The following is a 16,447-nucleotide window of genomic DNA, read 5'->3' as shown; positions in this document are numbered from 1 at the left end:
CGGAGACACCGGCCCGGTGGGCGCCCCGCCCGCCATTCCCGGCCGACGAGGGGTCGGCGGGGGACGGCGGGCTTTGCCCGGGGCGGACGCGAGCAGGCAAGATAGCCGGGTGACCCTCCTTGACCTGATGCCGAAGCCCGCCACTCCCGACGCCCTGTACGAGACGTTCGCCGCCTGGGCGGAGGAGCGCGGCATCACGCTGTACCCGGCGCAGGAGGAGGCGCTGATCGAGCTGGTGTCGGGGAACAACGTGATCCTGGCGACGCCGACCGGCTCCGGCAAGAGCCTGGTGGCGGCGGGCGCGCACTTCGCGGCGCTGGCGGAGGGCAAGCGGACGTTCTACACGGCCCCGATCAAGGCGCTGGTGTCGGAGAAGTTCTTCGACCTGTGCAAGATGTTCGGCACCGAGCAGGTCGGCATGATGACCGGCGACGCGAGCGTGAACCCGACCGCACCGATCATCTGCTGCACCGCCGAGGTGCTGGCGCAGATCGCGCTGCGGGACGGGGCCCGGGCCGACATCGGCCAGGTGGTGATGGACGAGTTCCACTTCTACGCGGAGCCCGACCGCGGCTGGGCCTGGCAGATCCCGCTGCTGGAGCTGCCGCAGGCGCAGTTCCTGCTGATGTCGGCGACGCTCGGCGACGTCCGCCGCTTCGAGGAGGACCTCACCCGGCGCACCGGCCGGCCGACCACCGTCGTCCGCTCCGCCACCCGGCCCGTGCCGCTGTTCTACGAGTACCGCCGCACCACCCTGCACGACACGCTGGAGGAGCTGCTGAAGACGGGTCAGGCGCCCGTCTACGTCGTGCACTTCACGCAGAAGGAGGCGGTGGAGCGGGCGCAGTCGCTGATGAGCATCAACATGTGCTCGAAGGCGGAGAAGGACGCCATCGCCGACCTCATCGGCGGCTTCCGCTTCACCACCAAGTTCGGCCGCAACCTGTCCCGGTTCGTGCGGCACGGCATCGGCGTGCACCACGCCGGCATGCTGCCCAAGTACCGCCGGCTGGTCGAACGCCTCGCCCAGGCGGGCCTGTTGAAGGTGATCTGCGGGACGGACACGCTCGGCGTGGGCGTCAACGTGCCGATCCGCACGGTGCTGTTCACCGCGCTGTCCAAGTACGACGGCGTGCGGGTGCGCGTCCTGCGGGCCCGGGAGTTCCACCAGATCGCGGGCCGCGCCGGCCGGGCCGGGTTCGACACCGTGGGGCAGGTCGTCGCCCAGGCGCCGGAGCACGTCATCGAGAACGACAAGGCCGTCGCCAAGGCGGGCGACGACCCGAAGAAGAAGCGCAAGATCGTCCGGAAGAAGGCGCCGGAGGGCTTCGTCGGCTGGTCCGAGGAGACCTTCGAGCGGCTGATCGCCGCCGACCCGGAGTCGCTGGTCTCGCGTTTCAAGGTGAGCCACGCGATGCTGCTGTCGGTGATCGGCCGGCCCGGCAACGCCTTCGAGGCGATGCGCAAGCTGCTCACCGACAACCACGAGGACCGCGCCGCCCAGCGCCGGCACATCCGCACCACCATCGCCATCTACCGCTCGCTGCTGGAGGGCGGCGTGGTGGAGCGGCTGCCGGAGCCGGACTCCGAGGGCCGGATCGTCCGCCTCACCCTGGACCTCCAGGAGAACTTCGCGCTCAACCAGCCGCTCTCCACCTTCGCGCTGGCCTCCTTCGAGCTGCTCGACCCGACCTCGCCGTCGTACGCGATGGACGTCGTCTCCGTGGTCGAGGCGACCCTCGACGACCCGCGCCAGATCCTCGCCTCGCAGCAGAACAAGGCCCGCGGCGAGGCCATCGGCGAGATGAAGCGCGACGGCATCGAGTACGAGGAGCGGATGGAGCGGCTCCAGGAGATCGGCTACCCGAAGCCGCTGGAGGAGCTGCTCACCCACGCCTACGAGGTGTACCGCCGGGCGCACCCGTGGATCGGCGACCACGAGCTGCGGCCGAAGTCCGTCGTCCGCGACCTGTACGAGCGGGCGATGACCTTCACGGACTACGTCGGCCACTACGAACTCGCCCGCACCGAGGGCATCGTGCTGCGCTACCTGGCGGGCGCGTTCAAGGCGCTGGAGCAGACCGTCCCCGAGGACGTCAAGACCGACGACCTCAAGGACGTCATCGCCTGGCTCGGCGAGCTGGTGCGCCAGGTCGACTCCAGCCTGCTGGACGAGTGGGAGCAGTTGGCCAACCCGACGGAGCCGCAGGCCGCCGAGGTCACCCTGGACGACAAGCCGGCGCCGGTGACGGCCAACGCGCGGGCGTTCCGGGTGCTGGTGCGCAACGAGATGTTCCGCCGGGTCGAGCTGGCGGCGCTGGAGCACTACGACGAACTGGGTGCGCTGGACGGCGAGTACGGCTGGGACGCGGACCGCTGGGCGGACGCCCTGGACGGGTACTGGGAGGAGTACGACGACCTCGGCACCGGCCCGGACGCGCGCGGCCCGAAGATGCTGCTGATCGAGGAGGAGGACTCCTCGTGGAAGGTCCGGCAGATCTTCGACGACCCGGCCGGCGACCACGACTGGGGCATCAGCGCCGAGGTCGACCTGTACGGGTCGGACGAGGAGGGCCGGGCGGTGCTGCGGGTCACCGCGGTGGACCGGCTGGGCGGCTGAGGCTTCGTCGGCCGACGAGGCCTGGAAAACCGGGGAAGCCGGGGAAGCCGGGGGCTCACCGTGCGGTGGGCCCCCGGCTTCGTCAGGTCCGGGCGTCGTGTCGGCGGGCGTCGCGTCGGCGGGCGCCGTGTCTGCAGGCGCCACGTAGACGGGCGTCGCGTCGGCGGGCGCCGTGTCTGCAGGCGCCACGTAGACGGGCGTCGCGCCGGCTCACATCCAGATGAACGGCGCGCCCGCCGAGTACGAGAGGGCCCGGGTGGCCTCGTCCAGCACCTGCTCCGGGCCGGCCGCCGGGGAGGGCGGGACGGCGAGCGGGGTGGCGACGGCGGGGGCGCCCGGGGCGCCCGGGGAGGCGGACGGCGAGCCGCCGTGGGCCTCGACCGGCCGCGAGCTGGTGACGGTCACGTGCCGGCCGACCACCTCGACGCGCTGCTCCGTGCCCGGCTTGGCGGCCCCGGCGGGCACGGCCGGGGCGGTGGAGGCGTCCTGGAGGATGAAGGCGACCGCGCCCGGCTTGGCGCGCAGCGCCTCGGCGGCCCGGGCGGCGGCGCCCTGGTCGGCGAACCGCAGCAGCGTGACGCTGCTGAGCACCGGCTTGTCCTGGCCGGCGAAGCTGACCGTCAGATAGCCCTGGCAGCCGCTCTCGCGGAACAGGTCCTGGGTGCGGTCCTGGAGGGCCTCGGCGCAGTTCTCGCCCTGGCGGACGCCGGAGCGCCTGCCCTTGTAGCCGCCGACCTCCACCAGCCGCTGGGCGGGGAAGAGCGTGTCGACGTTGAGGCCCTCGGGGTCGGCGCCGCTGCGCGGCGGCGGGCTGCCGACCACCGGCGGCGACTTGGTCGTGTCCTTGCTCGAGGGGCCGAGGCCGGGTATGAAGTCGCCGGGCGTCGGGCGGGTGATGATCCAGCCGCCGGCCGCCACCACGCCCACCACCACGACCCAGCCGACGGCGCGGCGGGCGCCGATTCTCCTGGCCGGCCGCGGGTACGCACCGCTCGGCTGGTCGGTCCCGTGGTCTCCCGGTGACGGGGTGCGCTCCCCCTGCGTGGTCATGGCGCAGATTCTAAGCAGTGCGCGGGTGGTGCAGATCACGGGGGAGGGCCGTTGACGATCACCCGCATTACCGGCCGGTAACCGCCGTGGGCGGGGACGTGACGTGTGCCACTACCGTGAGCTTCGACACTGTGACAACTCGCACATCCTCCCGGAGATCTTCTGGTGGGTTTCCTCTGGCGTCGCCCGTCGGCCACCAGGCAGGATCAGGCCCATGGATCTGCTCGATACCCTCACTGCCAAGGGCCTGCGCGGGGAAGCCCCGACCCGCGAGGAGGCGCTCGCCGTCCTCGCCACCACCGACGACGAGCTGCTGGACGTCGTCGCGGCCGCCGGACGGGTGCGCCGGCAGTGGTTCGGCCGCCGGGTCAAGCTCAACTACCTGGTGAACCTCAAGAGCGGGCTCTGCCCGGAGGACTGCTCGTACTGCTCGCAGCGGCTGGGCTCCAAGGCCGAGATCCTCAAGTACACCTGGCTGAAGCCGGACCAGGCCGCCGAGGCCGCCAAGGCCGGCGTCGCCGGCGGCGCCAAGCGGGTCTGCCTGGTGGCCAGCGGCCGCGGTCCGACGGACCGTGACATCGACCGGGTCGCCGACACCATCTCCGCCATCAAGGACGCCGACCCGGCCGTCGAGATCTGCGCCTGCCTGGGCCTGCTCTCCGACAACCAGGCCGAGCGGCTGAAGGCGGCCGGCGCCGACGCCTACAACCACAACCTCAACACCTCCGAGGGCACCTACGGCGACATCGCCACCACCCACACCTACGCCGACCGGGTGGACACCGTTCAGAAGGCGCACGGCGCCGGCCTGTCCGCCTGCTCCGGCCTGATCGCGGGCATGGGCGAGAGCGACGAGGACCTGGTGGACGTGGTCTTCGCGCTGCGTGAGCTGGGCTCGGACTCGGTTCCGGTCAACTTCCTCATCCCGTTCGAGGGCACCCCGCTGGCCAAGGAGTGGAACCTCACCCCGCAGCGCTGCCTGCGCATCCTGGCGATGGTGCGCTTCGTCAACCCGGACACCGAGGTGCGGATCGCGGGCGGCCGCGAGGTCCACCTGCGCACGCTCCAGCCGCTCGGCCTGCACATCGCCAACTCCATCTTCCTGGGCGACTACCTGACCAGCGAGGGCCAGGCCGGCCAGGCCGACCTCGACATGATCAAGGACGCGGGCTTCGAGGTCGAGGGCGCCGGCGAGGCGACCCTGCCCCGGCACCGGGCCGACGTCGCCGCCGCGGTGGCCGCGGGCGGTGCCTGCGGGACCGGCGGCGGCTGCGGGCCGTGCGGCGGGCACGGTGACGCGGGCGCTGACGCCGACGCGCACGGGTGCGGCCCCTGTGGCGGGCACGCCGCGGCGGCTTCCTCCGAGGCGCCCACCGAGAACCCCGCCGACGAGCTGCGCGGCGACCTGGTCCGTGTCCGGCGCCGCGGCGCCGGTACCGAGCTGGCGCCCAACGCCTGACCTCTGCAAGGGAATCCACCATCATCATGGCTCAGCTCGCCGGCACCCCCCTGCCCACCGACACCCTGCTCGCCCTCGACCGGGCGCACGTCTGGCACCCGTACGGGCCGATGCCCGGCACCGTCACCCCGTACGTGGTGGAGTCCGCGTCCGGGGTGCGGCTGCGGCTCGCCCAACCCGTCGCGGGCAGAGACGAGTTGGTCGACGGGATGTCGTCCTGGTGGGCGGCCGTCCACGGCTACGGGCACCCGGTGCTGGACGGGGCGGTGCGCGAGCAGCTGGGCCGGATGAGCCATGTCATGTTCGGCGGGCTCACCCACGAGCCCGCCGTCCGGCTGGCCGCCAAGCTGGTCGAGATCACCCCGGAGCCGTTGCAGCACGTCTTCCTGGCCGACTCGGGCTCGGTGGCCGTCGAGGTCGCGATGAAGATGTGCCTGCAGTACTGGCAGTCCACCGGCCGGCCGGAGAAGCACCGGCTGCTCACCTGGCGCGGCGGCTACCACGGGGACACCTTCCACCCGATGTCGGTCTGCGACCCGCAGGGCGGTATGCACCACCTGTGGGGCGGGGTGCTACCCGGCCAGCTCTTCGCACCGCAGCCGCCATCCGGCTTCGACGCGCCACTGGACGCCGAATACGCCACACAATTCGACGAGTTGATGGAGCGTCACGCCGGCGAGCTGGCCGCCGTGATCGTCGAGCCGGTGGTGCAGGGCGCCGGCGGGATGCAGTTCCACTCCCCCGCCTACCTGCGGATGCTGCGCGAACTCTGTGACCGGCACGGCGTGTTGCTGGTCTTCGACGAGATCGCCACCGGGTTCGGCCGCAGCGGCGCGCTGTTCGCGGCCGACCACGCGGGCGTCTCGCCGGACGTGATGTGCCTGGGCAAGTCGATGACCGGCGGCTACCTCACCATGGCCGCCACGCTCTGCACCAGCGAGATCGCGGACGGGATCAGCCGGGGCGAGATGCCGGTGCTGGCGCACGGCCCGACGTTCATGGGCAACCCGCTGGCCGCCGCCGTCGCCAACGCCTCGATCGACCTGCTGCTCGGACAGGACTGGCAGGTCGAGGTGAAGCGGATCGAGGCCGGTCTGCGGGACGGCCTGGCGGGCGCGGCCGGCGTGCCCGGCGTACGCGACGTCCGGGTCCAGGGCGCCATCGGCGTCGTCCAGTTGGACCACCCGGTCGACATGGCCTCCGCCACGGAGGCGGCCGCGCGGGAGGGCGTCTGGCTGCGCCCCTTCCGGGACCTCATCTACACCATGCCGCCGTACGTGACGGGGGACGAGGACGTGGCCCGGATCGCGGCCGCGGTGACCGCGGCGGCGGTGGCCGGATGATCACCCCTCCCGTTCTCTTCGTGACCGGCACCAACACCGAGGTCGGCAAGACCGTGACGACGGCCGCCATCGCGTCGGCGGCCGTCCAGGCCGGCCTGCGGGTCGCCGTGCTGAAGCCCGGGCAGACCGGGGTCGCCCCCGGCGAGCCGGGGGACGCCGAGGAGGTCGCCCGGCTGGTCGGCGCCCCGCTCGACGCCCGGCTCACGCTGCGCGAACTCGCCCGCTACCCCGAGCCGCTGGCGCCGGACACGGCCGCCCGCCGGTCCGGCCGGCCCTGCCTCACACCCGCCGAGACGGCCACCGCGGCCGCCGAACTCGCCCGCGACCACGACCTGGTGCTGGTCGAGGGCGCCGGCGGTCTACTGGTCCGCTACGACGACGAGGGCCGCACGCTCGCCGACCAGGCGCTCGCCGCCCGCGACCTCGGCCTGCCGGCCCAACTGCTGCTGGTCGCTTCGGCAGGCCTCGGCACGCTCAACATCGCCGCCCTCAGCGCGGAGGCCCTGGCCGCGCGCGGCCTGCCGCTGTTCGGCGTGGTCATCGGCGCCTGGCCCGGCTCCCCCGGCCTCGCCGACCGCTGCAACCTCGCCGACCTGCCCCGCTCGGCCGGCGCGCCCCTGCTCGGCGTCCTGCCCGAACGGGCGGCCGGCGCCGGGGACTTCGCCGCCCTCGCGCGCGCCGCACTCGCCCCGGCACTGCACGGCCACTGGGACGCGGCGGAGTTCACCGCGGCCAACGCGCCCGCGTAGGACGGCAGACCGCTGCCGGCGTGCCGGTGCCGGCGGCAGGGTTCCGGCCGGTTTCGCTCGAAGGAGTGAGATTTCCGACGAGTGCGGCGCGGGCCCGGTAGGGCTCAATACCGTTCTCGGCATGACAGATGGCCTGACGGTAGACGAGTCCCTCCGGGCCCTCGCCGCGCTCGAGGCGGCGTGGAAGGACGACGACGAGGCGCTGGCCGCACTGGCCGCCGGCGGCCCTGACGAGCAGCCGCTCCCGGCCCTGGTCGCGGCCTACGGCGAGCACGCCATCGACACCCTGATGGCGCTCGCCTTCGGCCTGCGCTCCAGCATGACCGACGAGGAGTTGGAGGAGCTGACCGACGCCGTCAGCTCCAACATCGGCGCCCGGATGGCCGCCCTGCTCGCCCGGACCCTCCGCGCCTGGGCCGCCACGGCCGCCGGCGGCGACCTCGGGGCCACCAAGGCGATCGCCCGCACCGTCATCGACGCGATGCGGTCGGTCACGGAGGAGCCGAGCAAGACGGACGTCCTGCCACTGCTCGCCACCTTCCGCACGTACGCGCTCAGCAACCCGTGAGCGGCCCGGTCCGATCGCGGCCTCGTACCGGAGCCCGAGGGTTGAGGCCTGGCTCCTGAGGGTTGCGGTCCTGGGGCTTGATGCCGGCTTGAGGTCAGGCGGATCGCGGACGGTCTCGGCACCTGCGGGCGGTCACGGCCCTGCGGACGGTCTCGGCACCTGCGGTCAGTCTCAGCCCTGCGGCGGGTCGAGCCGCCAGACCGTGGTGGTCTTGAGCGCGGCGTCCTCCAGGTCGGCGACCACCGGGACGTCGTACGCGGCCAGTGCGCTGAACCGTTCGCGCGGCAGGTAGGCCCGGCCCGGGTCCCCGACGATCACCACCGCGCCGCGGGCGCGCGCCCGTTCCAGGAAGGGGAGGAAGCGGGCGGCCATCGCCCGCTCGTAGAAGACGTCGCCGGCGAGCACCACCTCGGCCGGCGCGCCGTCCCCGTCCAGCAGGTCCTCCACCGCCGCGTCGACCCGGACGCCGTTCGTCTCCGCGTTGACGTCGATGGCGGCCACCGCGTAGGCGTCGATCTCCGCGGCCCGCACCGACCGCGCGCCCCGCAGTGCCGCGGCGATGCCCACCAGCCCGGACCCGGCTGCCAGGTCGAGTACCGTCCGCCCCGCGACCAGCTCCGGGTGGTCGAGCACGTACCGCGCGACACCGACCCCGCCGGCCCACGCGAACGCCCAGAACGGCGGGGCCAGGCCCACCTCGCCGCGCGCCGCCTCCGTGGTCTCCCACAGCGCGATGGCGTCCTGCGCCATGTGCAGGGTGACCTCCGGCACGAACGGCACGGGAGTCGGCCTGGTCTCCCTCCGCACAAAGCTCCGGTCCGACAGCACAGTTGCACCCGGACGAACGTCGCGCGTCTCGTTCAGCATGTCCGCAGCATAGAGGCTCTGCGGGGGTGTCCCGACCAGCTGGCGCAGCTCCGGGAGCAGCGGCGGGAGGGGGCCCGGGGGTGTCCGGTGGTGCCGTGGAAGGGCGGGGTACGCACGGCGACCCGGTGCGTACCATTTCGATACCGAAGCCTGGGTGAGCTGCGAAGATGCTCGCCCGCCGGGCCCGGGCCCGGGTAGCATCCGGCACATGCCCTCCGGGCCTGGCGCAGGCGGCCCAGCGCTGTCGTGCCCGCGGTCCGGTCGGCGGACTCTCGCGGGACACCCGGCGGTCGGCCTTCGGTGGTCGGCACTCGGTGGTCACCGCGCACTCGGCACCGCGCGCCAGGGCTGTCGCGCGAACGGCGAAGGGCAGCGTTTTGGCGGATCGGCTCACCGGAGGAGACTCCTCGCTGCTGCGGCGGATCAACGCGGCGGTCACGCTTCGGGCGCTGCGGGCCGGCCACTCGGTGACCCTCACTCAACTGGTCGGGGACACCGGACTGTCCCGGCCCACGGTGGAGGGCGTGATCGAGGGGCTGGTCGAGACCGGCCTGGTCGCCGAGGTGGACCAGCCGCAGAACGGCGGCCAGCCCGGCGGTGCGGGCCGCCGTGGGCGTCCGGCCCGCTGGTTCCGGTTCCGTGCCGAGGCCGGGCACATCCTCGGCGTCGAGATCGGCGTGCACGACATCCGGGTGATCCTCGCCGACCTCACCGGCGAGGTGGTGGGCAGTCACTTCCGGACCGTCGAGGAGAGCCTGGACGCCGAGGAACGGCTCACCGCCGTGCGCACCGTCGTCGCCGAGGTGCTGCGCAAGGCCGGCGTCTCCCGGGACAACCTCTGGGCGGTCGGCGTCGGCACCCCCGGCATCGTCGACCGGGACGGCACGGTGCAGCTCGGCACCGCCATGGCCGGCTGGACCGGCCTCGACCTGGGCGCCCGGCTGCGCCGCTCGTTCCGCTGCCCGGTGATGATCGAGAACGATGCCAACCTGGCCGCCATCGCCGAGCACTGGCAGGGCGCGGCGGTCGGCGCGGACGACGTGGTCTTCGTGATGGCCGGCCTCAGCCCCGGCGCCGGCTCGCTGATCAACGGCAAGCTGCACCGCGGTTTCGGCGGCGCTGCCGGCGAGATCGGCGCCCTCCACCTGCTCGGCCAGGAGGTCACCCCCGAGCGTCTGCTCTCCACCACCGGCAAGCCGCTCAACCCGCTGGACGAGGCCGCCGTCGCCCGGGTGCTGAAGCTGGCCCGCGAGGGCGACGAGGTGGCGAAGGTCGCGATGGACCGGTTCCTGACCCGTCTGGTGCAGGGCGTCGCCGCCCTGGTGCTGGCCATCGATCCGCAGCTGGTCGTGGTCGGGGGCTGGGCCGCCGGGCTCGACGGTGTCCTGGAGCCGCTGCGCGAGCGCCTCGCCCAGTTCACCCTGCGCGCGCCCGAGGTGGCGTTGGCCGCCCTCGGCTCGGAGGTCGTGGCGATGGGTGCGCTGCGGGTGGCGCTGGACCAGGTCGAGGAGCAGCTGTTCGCCGTCGACCCGCCGACGGGCGCCGGCGCCCGGGGGTGACCGCTCGGTCATGGGGCGGCGGGCCATGGGGCAGCGCCGTCCCATGGGCCGCCGCCCCATGACCTGCCGCCCGATGACCCACTGCCCGTGGCCCGCCGCGCCGGTGCCCCGGCCGCCCGCCGTCACAAAGGCCCAGGCCCGGGCGCCTGTGGGAGCGTCCGGGCCTGGGCCTGAGGGTGTTTCGGGAGGTGGTTCAGAGGCGGGGTGGTTCAGGAGGCGGGTGGTTCAGGAGGCGGTGCGCACCTCGGTGGTGGCACCGGCGGTGGCTCCGACCGGCGTGACCTCGACCAGGCCGGTCTCGCCGAAGGTGAGCTTGCAGGTGTCGGCGCGGTAGGTGGAGACGGCGAGGGCGACCAGGCGGCCGGCCGCGGCGTACTGGGTGGTCATCACCAGGACGGGCGAGCCGGGCGGGCGCTCCAGCAGGGCGGCCTCCTCGGCCTCGGCGACGCCCAGCTCGACGGCGCGGGACTCGCCGTCGACCTCCAGGCGCTCCAGCTGGCGCAGCACCGAACGGGCGTGGTCGCTCTCGGCGCGGAAGCCGGGCAGGTGCGGCAGCGCGGAGGCGGGCACGTGCAGCGACTCGGTGGCCATGTTCTGGCCCTGGACCATCCGCACCCGGCGGACGGTGTGCACGGTGGCGCCCTCGGCGATGCCCAGTGCCTTGGCGAGCCGCTCGGACGCCGGGGCGGTGGTGCAGTCGACGGTGCGCCAGGCCTGGCTGCGGGCGGTGCCGGGCCATCCCTCCTCGTGCCGGCTGACCGGGACGCCGACCCGGGGGGCCGCGATCAGGGTGCCGATGCCGCGGCGGCGCACCAGCCGGCCCTCCAGCTCCAGCTGGTCGAGCGCCTGGCGCAGGGTGGCCCGGGCCACGCCGAAGCGGGCGGAGAGCTCGCGCTCGTTGGGCAGGACCTGGCCGGTGGAGAACTCCGTGTCGATCGCGCGGAGCAGCACTGTGCGCAGGTGCCAGTACTTCGGCTCCGGTACCGCCGTGAGCTGTCCAGTCGTTCCCACCGTGGCCTCCACCCTGTTTTGTCCGCCCTGCCGAAAGGAGGGCGGACCCGGCCCGCTGTCCGCTGTTGCGGCAGGTGGGAGAGCGGGCTTTATCCGTCCTTCTTTATTAAAGGTCCTTGCAGTAAGTGACCCTAGGGGCTGCGTCCGGAGATGGTCAAGACCAATGGCGGCGGTTGGTGCGACTGTCGCGCGGATTCATGCCGCGTTCACGACATCCTGACATCCGGACGCGTCGCCCCTCCCGGACGGGCCTCTCCCGGACGTGCCGCCGCCGGGCCGGCCGGGGCGCTCGGTAGGCTTCCCGGGTGATTGTGGTGACGAGTGTCAACGTGAACGGGATCCGGGCGGCCGCCAAGAAGGGCTTCATCGAGTGGCTGGCGGCCACCGAGGCGGACGTGATCTGCCTGCAGGAGGTCCGCTCCGAGCCCGGGCAGCTCCCGGTGGAACTGCGCGACCTGGAGGGCTGGCACGCGGTCTGGGCACCGTCGGTCGCCAAGGGCCGCGCGGGCGTCGCGGTGCTGTCCCGGCAGAAGCCGGAGCGCACGGTGATCGGATTCGAGTCCGAGGAATTCGACAATTCGGGCAGGTATGTCGAAATCGATCTGCCTGGGCTGACCGTGGCCAGCCTCTACCTCCCTTCCGGAGAAGTCGGCACCGAACGCCAGGAGGAGAAGGAACGCTTCATGGCGGAATTCCTCGTCCACCTCGGCAAACTCCGCACCCGGGCCGCCGCCGACGGCCGCGAGGTCGTGGTCTGCGGCGACTGGAACATCGCCCACCGCCCGGAGGACCTCAAGAACTGGAAGGCCAACCAGAAGGCGGCCGGCTTCCTCCCCGAGGAACGCGCCTGGCTCACCCGCGTCCACGAGGAGGCCGGCTACGTCGACGTGGTCCGCCGCCTCCACCCCGACCGCACCGGCCCCTACACCTGGTGGTCCTACCGCGGCCGCGCCTTCGACAACGACTCGGGCTGGCGCATCGACCTCCAGGTCGCCACCCCCGGCCTCGCCGCCCGTGCCACCGACGCCCACGTGGAACGGGCCGCCACCCACGCCGAGCGGTGGTCCGACCACGCTCCTGTAACCGTGCACTACGACCACAAGTTCTGACCCAATGGCCCGGCGCCGCCAAGCGCCGGGCCTGTGGTGGGACCGCCCGTCCTCGGAGCTGGTGCCAGATAGGACCCGGACGTGCGAAGGATCGGGCATCCCGCACCGGGTCGGCTCAAGGTCCGGATCTCCTCGATGGACCTCGGCTGGTCGATGCCCCTGCTGCGGCCGGATTGTGATGTAGCCACGTGATGGGCCAAGGCGACGGGCCGTGCCCCTTGAGGCTGCTCGGCCCGGTGCCGCGTCATGGTCGGCAGCCGCGTAGCCGCTCACTGCGCAGCACAAACTGGCACCCTGAAGAACCGGCCGGGGAGCTGAAGGCGAGCTCCACTTCGATGTTCTGGGCGTGCGCTCGACTATGGAGAGCCTTCGCCAGGCTGTGACCGTGATCGCCCACGACCAGGCCGCCGGGCAGGTCGCGACGATCCACTACGCGGCCAAGAGCTGGAGCACGACGCCGACGTGGACGATCCCCGGCGGCAAGGTCGAGGCCGGCGAGCGCCGCGACGAGGCCGCCGCCCGCGAACTGCGACCGTGTCAGGCCTGCCCGATACCCACACCACCCAGGCCTCGGGGGTCGACCAACAACGGGTCGACCAACACACTTGACGGATGCTCACACAACCGACTCCTCCTCCCGGCGGCCTCGGCGCCGTCCTCCTCGACTCGGGCGGCGTCCTCATCCGCCCGATCGGCGGCCGCTGGAACCCGCGGGCGGACTTCGAGCAGACCGTCCTGGCCCGCGAACCGGCCATCACACCACGGCAGTTCACCGCCGCGATCGCCGCCGGCGACCGCTTCCTCGACACCACCCCCACCACCCCCGACCTCGACGACTACCACCGGGTGCTGCTCCACGCCCTCGGAGTGGACCCGGCCCCGCGCCTGATCGCCGACCTGCGCCGCGACGTCCCCGCAACCACCGTCCTGGAGACCTACCCCGAGGTCGCGCCCACCCTGGAGGAGCTACGCCGGCGCGGCGTGCGGATGGCGGTGGTGTCGGACGCCTGGCCCAACCTGCCCTTCCTGCACGAGGAACTGGGGATCGGACGGTTCTTCGAGGCGTACGCGATCTCGGCCGAGTTGGGCTGCAACAAGCCGGACCCGCGCATGTACCGCCACGCCAGCACCGCGCTGGGCCTCGCGCCCGCGCAGTGCCTGTTCGTCGACGACGATCCCCGCCTGGTCGCCGCCGCGATCGACCTCGGCTACGCAGGACGCGCGCTGCGCCGGGAACCGGACGCCACGGATGCGGCGGACGCGGCGGCCGGGGGTGTGCCGGTCGTCGCGTCGCTGACCGCGATCCTCGACCTGTTCTGAACCGCCCCGCCCGGCAGCTGTCCCCTCGGATCGCGGGCGGACCGCTGCCGGGGGTGGCGGACGCGGCAGACTTGCTCCGGCGCGAGTTCCTACCATCCCTTGACACTGAGCCACGGGCGGATGGTCAGCGCACCACCGCCCTCGGTGGCCGCTTGCGCACCCTGCGGAGCCGGTTCTCGGGCCCGGTTGCCCTGGCCGGATGAGCGAGATCCTGCCCCCGTGCCCGAAATGCTCAAGGGAGCACACCGGCGGGAGGAAGGCCCCGATGGTCTGGCCGGAGTGCGGCCGGCGAGGGCGCCCACCTCGAGTGTGGCCAGGAAGGCCTGAACCACGGCTCACGCGTCGATGCCGAGCCGTCGACCCGTGGATAGACTGACCAGGCGTTCCAGGAACGGACCCGGCGCGGGCGGCGGAGCGCTCAGGCGCCTCGTTGTCGCACGTGCAGGCCACTCTCCGTGACCGCACGGCGGCGGCAAGCCTGTCGCGGATGATCCGGCAGCGGGCCATCGATCGGACGGGAGCCCTGCCATGGCGAACACGTCCAGGTCTCCGGGCGGCTACGACCCCGAGATCATCCGCCCCGTGTCCGCCCGTGCCGCCTCGCCGTCGTCGGGCTCCCCCGGTGACACCGAGCCGACCGCGGCCAACGACCGGCTGGCGCTCAACGGCATGGGCAGCTTCGACTGGGACCTCGACAGGGGCACCTACCACCTCGACGATGTGGGCCTGGAAGTGTTCGACCTGCGGGCCGACGAGTTCGACGGGGTGCCCGCGTCACTCTCCGCCAGGGTACTGCCGACGGACAGTGAGCGCCTCGACGAGGCCGTGTCGCTCGCGCTACGGGAGGGACACCTGACCTTCGCGTCCTACTTCCGCCTGGTCTGCCGCGACGGAACGCTGCGCTGGGCCCACACGCAGGGGCGCATCCTGCGCGACCCGCAGGAGCACCCGTACCGCATCGTCGGCATCATCCGCAACGCCGAGGAAGAGCTGGCCCACGCCGAGGGGATGCGTACGCTCGCCGCTGACCGGCGCCGCCAGACCGACTCCGTGCGCGCCACCACCGAAGCCCTCGCCCGCGCCATCACCGTCCGCGACGTGACCAACGTGCTGACCGACAGCGAAGGGCTGCGACGCTTCGGGGCGGACGGGCTTGCCCTCGGACTGGTGGACGGGGGCGTTATGCGCCTCGTCGCCGTAACCGAGCAACCGTCGGCGGAGCTCAGGGCCAAGGACGACCTGTCGCTGACCTACCTGGGGGACGGGCTTCCGCTGTCCGAGGTCGTGCTCACCCGGCGCGCGCGATTCGTCAGCACCAGGGAGGAGCTCACCACCCGCTATCCCCGCCTTCTGCCCTACGCCGAGGAAATGGGGATTGAGGCGGCGGCCTTCCTGCCGCTGGCCGCCCAGGCCCGCTCCATCGGCGCGCTGGGCCTGTTCTACCGGGACAGGCACCACTTCAGCACCGAGGACCGGAACATCTGCATCGCGCTCAGCAGCGCTGTCGCGCAGTCCCTGCAACGCGCCATGCTCTTCGACCAGGAACGCGAATTCGCGACCACGCTCCAGACCACCATGCTGCCGCGCCGCATTCCCGAGATCAACGGCGGCGAGGTGGCCGTCCGCTACCGTGCCGGCCGCAGCGGACGCGAGGTGGGCGGGGACTGGTACGACGTCATCCCTCTGCCGGGTCGGCGGGTGGGTCTCGTGGTCGGCGACGTGGAGGGGCATGACAGCCACGCGGCCGCCATCATGGGTCAGTTGAGGATCGCTCTGCGGGCCTACGCCACCGAGGGGCACACTCCCGCCACGGTCATGGCCCGCGCGTCCAGGTTCCTCGCCGATCTCGACACCGAGCGGTCCGCGACCTGTATCTACGTCGACGCCGACCTGGAGACCGGAACACTGCGCATGGTGCGGGCCGGCCACCTCGAACCACTCGTGCGGCGCAGCACCGGCCGTACCGGCTGGGCCAGCGTCCGCGGTGGCCTGCCGCTCGGCGTGGCCACGGTCTTCGGCCAGGACGGCTACCCCGAGACCCGTCTCGACCTCAACCCCGCGGACACCCTGCTTCTGTGCACCGACGGCATGGTCGAACAGCCCGGTCGGGACATCGCGGACGGCATCGAAGCGCTCGCCGCCGCCATGCGCGCCGGCCCGCTCGGCACCGAGGCGCTCGCCGACCACCTCTGCGGCGGCCACCCGAGCCGCCTCGGCAGCAGCGACGACGTGGCGCTCCTGCTGCTGCACCGCGCAGCCGAACCCGGCACCTACGCCACCCGGCAGATGACCCAGCACGTCCACCAGGCAGATCCGGAAGGGCTGGTGGAGACCCGGGCCATGCTCCGACAGGCCCTGGCCGCGTGGGGTGCGGCCGACATCCTGTCCGACGTCGAACTCACTGCGGACGAACTGATCACCAACGCCCTGGTCCACACCGACGGGGGCGCACTGCTCACCATAGAACTACGGGCCGGGACCACCCCCTGCATCCGCCTGGAGATCCAGGACCGCTCCAGCGTCCTGCCGCGCCGCCGGGCCCCCGGCGAGACCGCCACCTCCGGCCGCGGCCTGCTGCTGGTGGATGCCCTCACCGGGAGCTGGGGCGTGGAGCCACTCGGCAGCGGCAAGAACGTCTGGTGCGAATTCCCGCTGGCGCGCTGACCATCTGATGGCAGTTCACATGTGCGGCCACTCGTCAATCCACATGGCCGCCAACGGCTCGACCCCGGCCGCTCAAGGCTTGATGCCTACCCCGGGCGCTTCAACTTGGCCGGTCTGTCCACGACTCT

General features: G+C 72.8%; 12 protein-coding genes and 1 pseudogene. 10 read left to right on the top strand and 3 right to left on the bottom strand.

Features of this window, described 5'->3' with window-relative positions:
* Nucleotides 1–127: 127 nt before the first annotated feature.
* Nucleotides 128–2,620, top strand: a complete 2,493-nt coding sequence (locus ACZ6NC_RS30310) for a DEAD/DEAH box helicase (protein ID WP_465737080.1) — start codon at nt 128–130, stop codon at nt 2,618–2,620.
* 210 nt (nt 2,621–2,830) lie between these two features.
* Here ACZ6NC_RS30310 and ACZ6NC_RS30305 read toward each other — a convergent pair whose 3' ends face one another.
* Entirely contained in the window at nt 2,831–3,670 is an 840-nt protein-coding gene (locus ACZ6NC_RS30305) for a hypothetical protein (RefSeq protein ID WP_465737029.1), read from the bottom strand.
* A 214-nt stretch (nt 3,671–3,884) separates the two neighbouring features.
* Between ACZ6NC_RS30305 and bioB the strand changes: the two genes are divergently transcribed.
* The 4 genes from bioB to ACZ6NC_RS30285 all read left to right on the top strand — a co-directional run bounded on the left by bioB (nt 3,885) and on the right by ACZ6NC_RS30285 (nt 7,789).
* Nucleotides 3,885–5,129 carry a biotin synthase BioB gene (gene bioB / locus ACZ6NC_RS30300; RefSeq protein WP_465737028.1) on the top strand — a complete coding sequence of 415 codons (1,245 nt, stop codon included), beginning with the start codon at nt 3,885–3,887 and terminating at the stop codon, nt 5,127–5,129.
* 26 nt (nt 5,130–5,155) lie between these two features.
* Nucleotides 5,156–6,472: an adenosylmethionine--8-amino-7-oxononanoate transaminase gene (locus ACZ6NC_RS30295; RefSeq protein ID WP_465737027.1), complete on the top strand. Its 1,317-nt coding sequence runs from the start codon at nt 5,156–5,158 to the stop codon at nt 6,470–6,472.
* Complete coding sequence (bioD, locus tag ACZ6NC_RS30290) at nt 6,469–7,221, top strand: dethiobiotin synthase (protein WP_465737026.1); 753 nt, start codon at nt 6,469–6,471, stop codon at nt 7,219–7,221. The genes ACZ6NC_RS30295 and bioD overlap by 4 nt, the downstream gene beginning before the upstream one ends.
* A 121-nt stretch (nt 7,222–7,342) precedes the next feature.
* Nucleotides 7,343–7,789: a hypothetical protein gene (locus tag ACZ6NC_RS30285; RefSeq protein ID WP_465737025.1), complete on the top strand. Its 447-nt coding sequence runs from the start codon at nt 7,343–7,345 to the stop codon at nt 7,787–7,789.
* Between the two features lie 171 nt (nt 7,790–7,960).
* On the opposite strand, the gene ACZ6NC_RS30280 is transcribed toward ACZ6NC_RS30285, so the two are convergent.
* Entirely contained in the window at nt 7,961–8,569 is a 609-nt protein-coding gene (locus ACZ6NC_RS30280) for a class I SAM-dependent methyltransferase (RefSeq protein ID WP_465737024.1), read from the bottom strand.
* Between the two features lie 464 nt (nt 8,570–9,033).
* Between ACZ6NC_RS30280 and ACZ6NC_RS30275 the strand changes: the two genes are divergently transcribed.
* Entirely contained in the window at nt 9,034–10,215 is a 1,182-nt protein-coding gene (locus ACZ6NC_RS30275) for an ROK family protein (RefSeq protein WP_465737023.1), read from the top strand.
* A gap of 225 nt (nt 10,216–10,440) precedes the next feature.
* Here ACZ6NC_RS30275 and ACZ6NC_RS30270 read toward each other — a convergent pair whose 3' ends face one another.
* Nucleotides 10,441–11,226 carry a GntR family transcriptional regulator gene (locus tag ACZ6NC_RS30270; protein ID WP_465737022.1) on the bottom strand — a complete coding sequence of 262 codons (786 nt, stop codon included), beginning with the start codon at nt 11,224–11,226 and terminating at the stop codon, nt 10,441–10,443.
* Between the two features lie 305 nt (nt 11,227–11,531).
* On the opposite strand from ACZ6NC_RS30270, the gene ACZ6NC_RS30265 reads away from it, so the two are divergent.
* From ACZ6NC_RS30265 to ACZ6NC_RS30250, 4 genes and pseudogenes are all read left to right on the top strand, one after another.
* A complete protein-coding gene (locus tag ACZ6NC_RS30265) occupies nt 11,532–12,335 on the top strand; it encodes an exodeoxyribonuclease III (protein WP_465737021.1) in 804 nt (267 codons plus the stop codon).
* Nucleotides 12,336–12,693: 358 nt separating this feature from the next.
* Nucleotides 12,694–12,855, top strand: a pseudogene (locus tag ACZ6NC_RS30260) (NUDIX hydrolase); the annotation flags it as partial.
* 92 nt (nt 12,856–12,947) lie between these two features.
* Nucleotides 12,948–13,655 (top strand): HAD family hydrolase, encoded by a 708-nt coding sequence (locus ACZ6NC_RS30255; protein ID WP_465737020.1) that lies wholly within the window; start codon nt 12,948–12,950, stop codon nt 13,653–13,655.
* Nucleotides 13,656–14,183: 528 nt separating this feature from the next.
* Nucleotides 14,184–16,319, top strand: a complete 2,136-nt coding sequence (locus ACZ6NC_RS30250; protein ID WP_465737019.1) for a SpoIIE family protein phosphatase — start codon at nt 14,184–14,186, stop codon at nt 16,317–16,319.
* The last annotated feature ends 128 nt before the right edge of the window (nt 16,320–16,447 follow it).

This window comes from Kitasatospora sp. NPDC041988, assembly GCF_055588525.1.
This window is presented reverse-complemented; position numbering and strand designations above follow the sequence as displayed.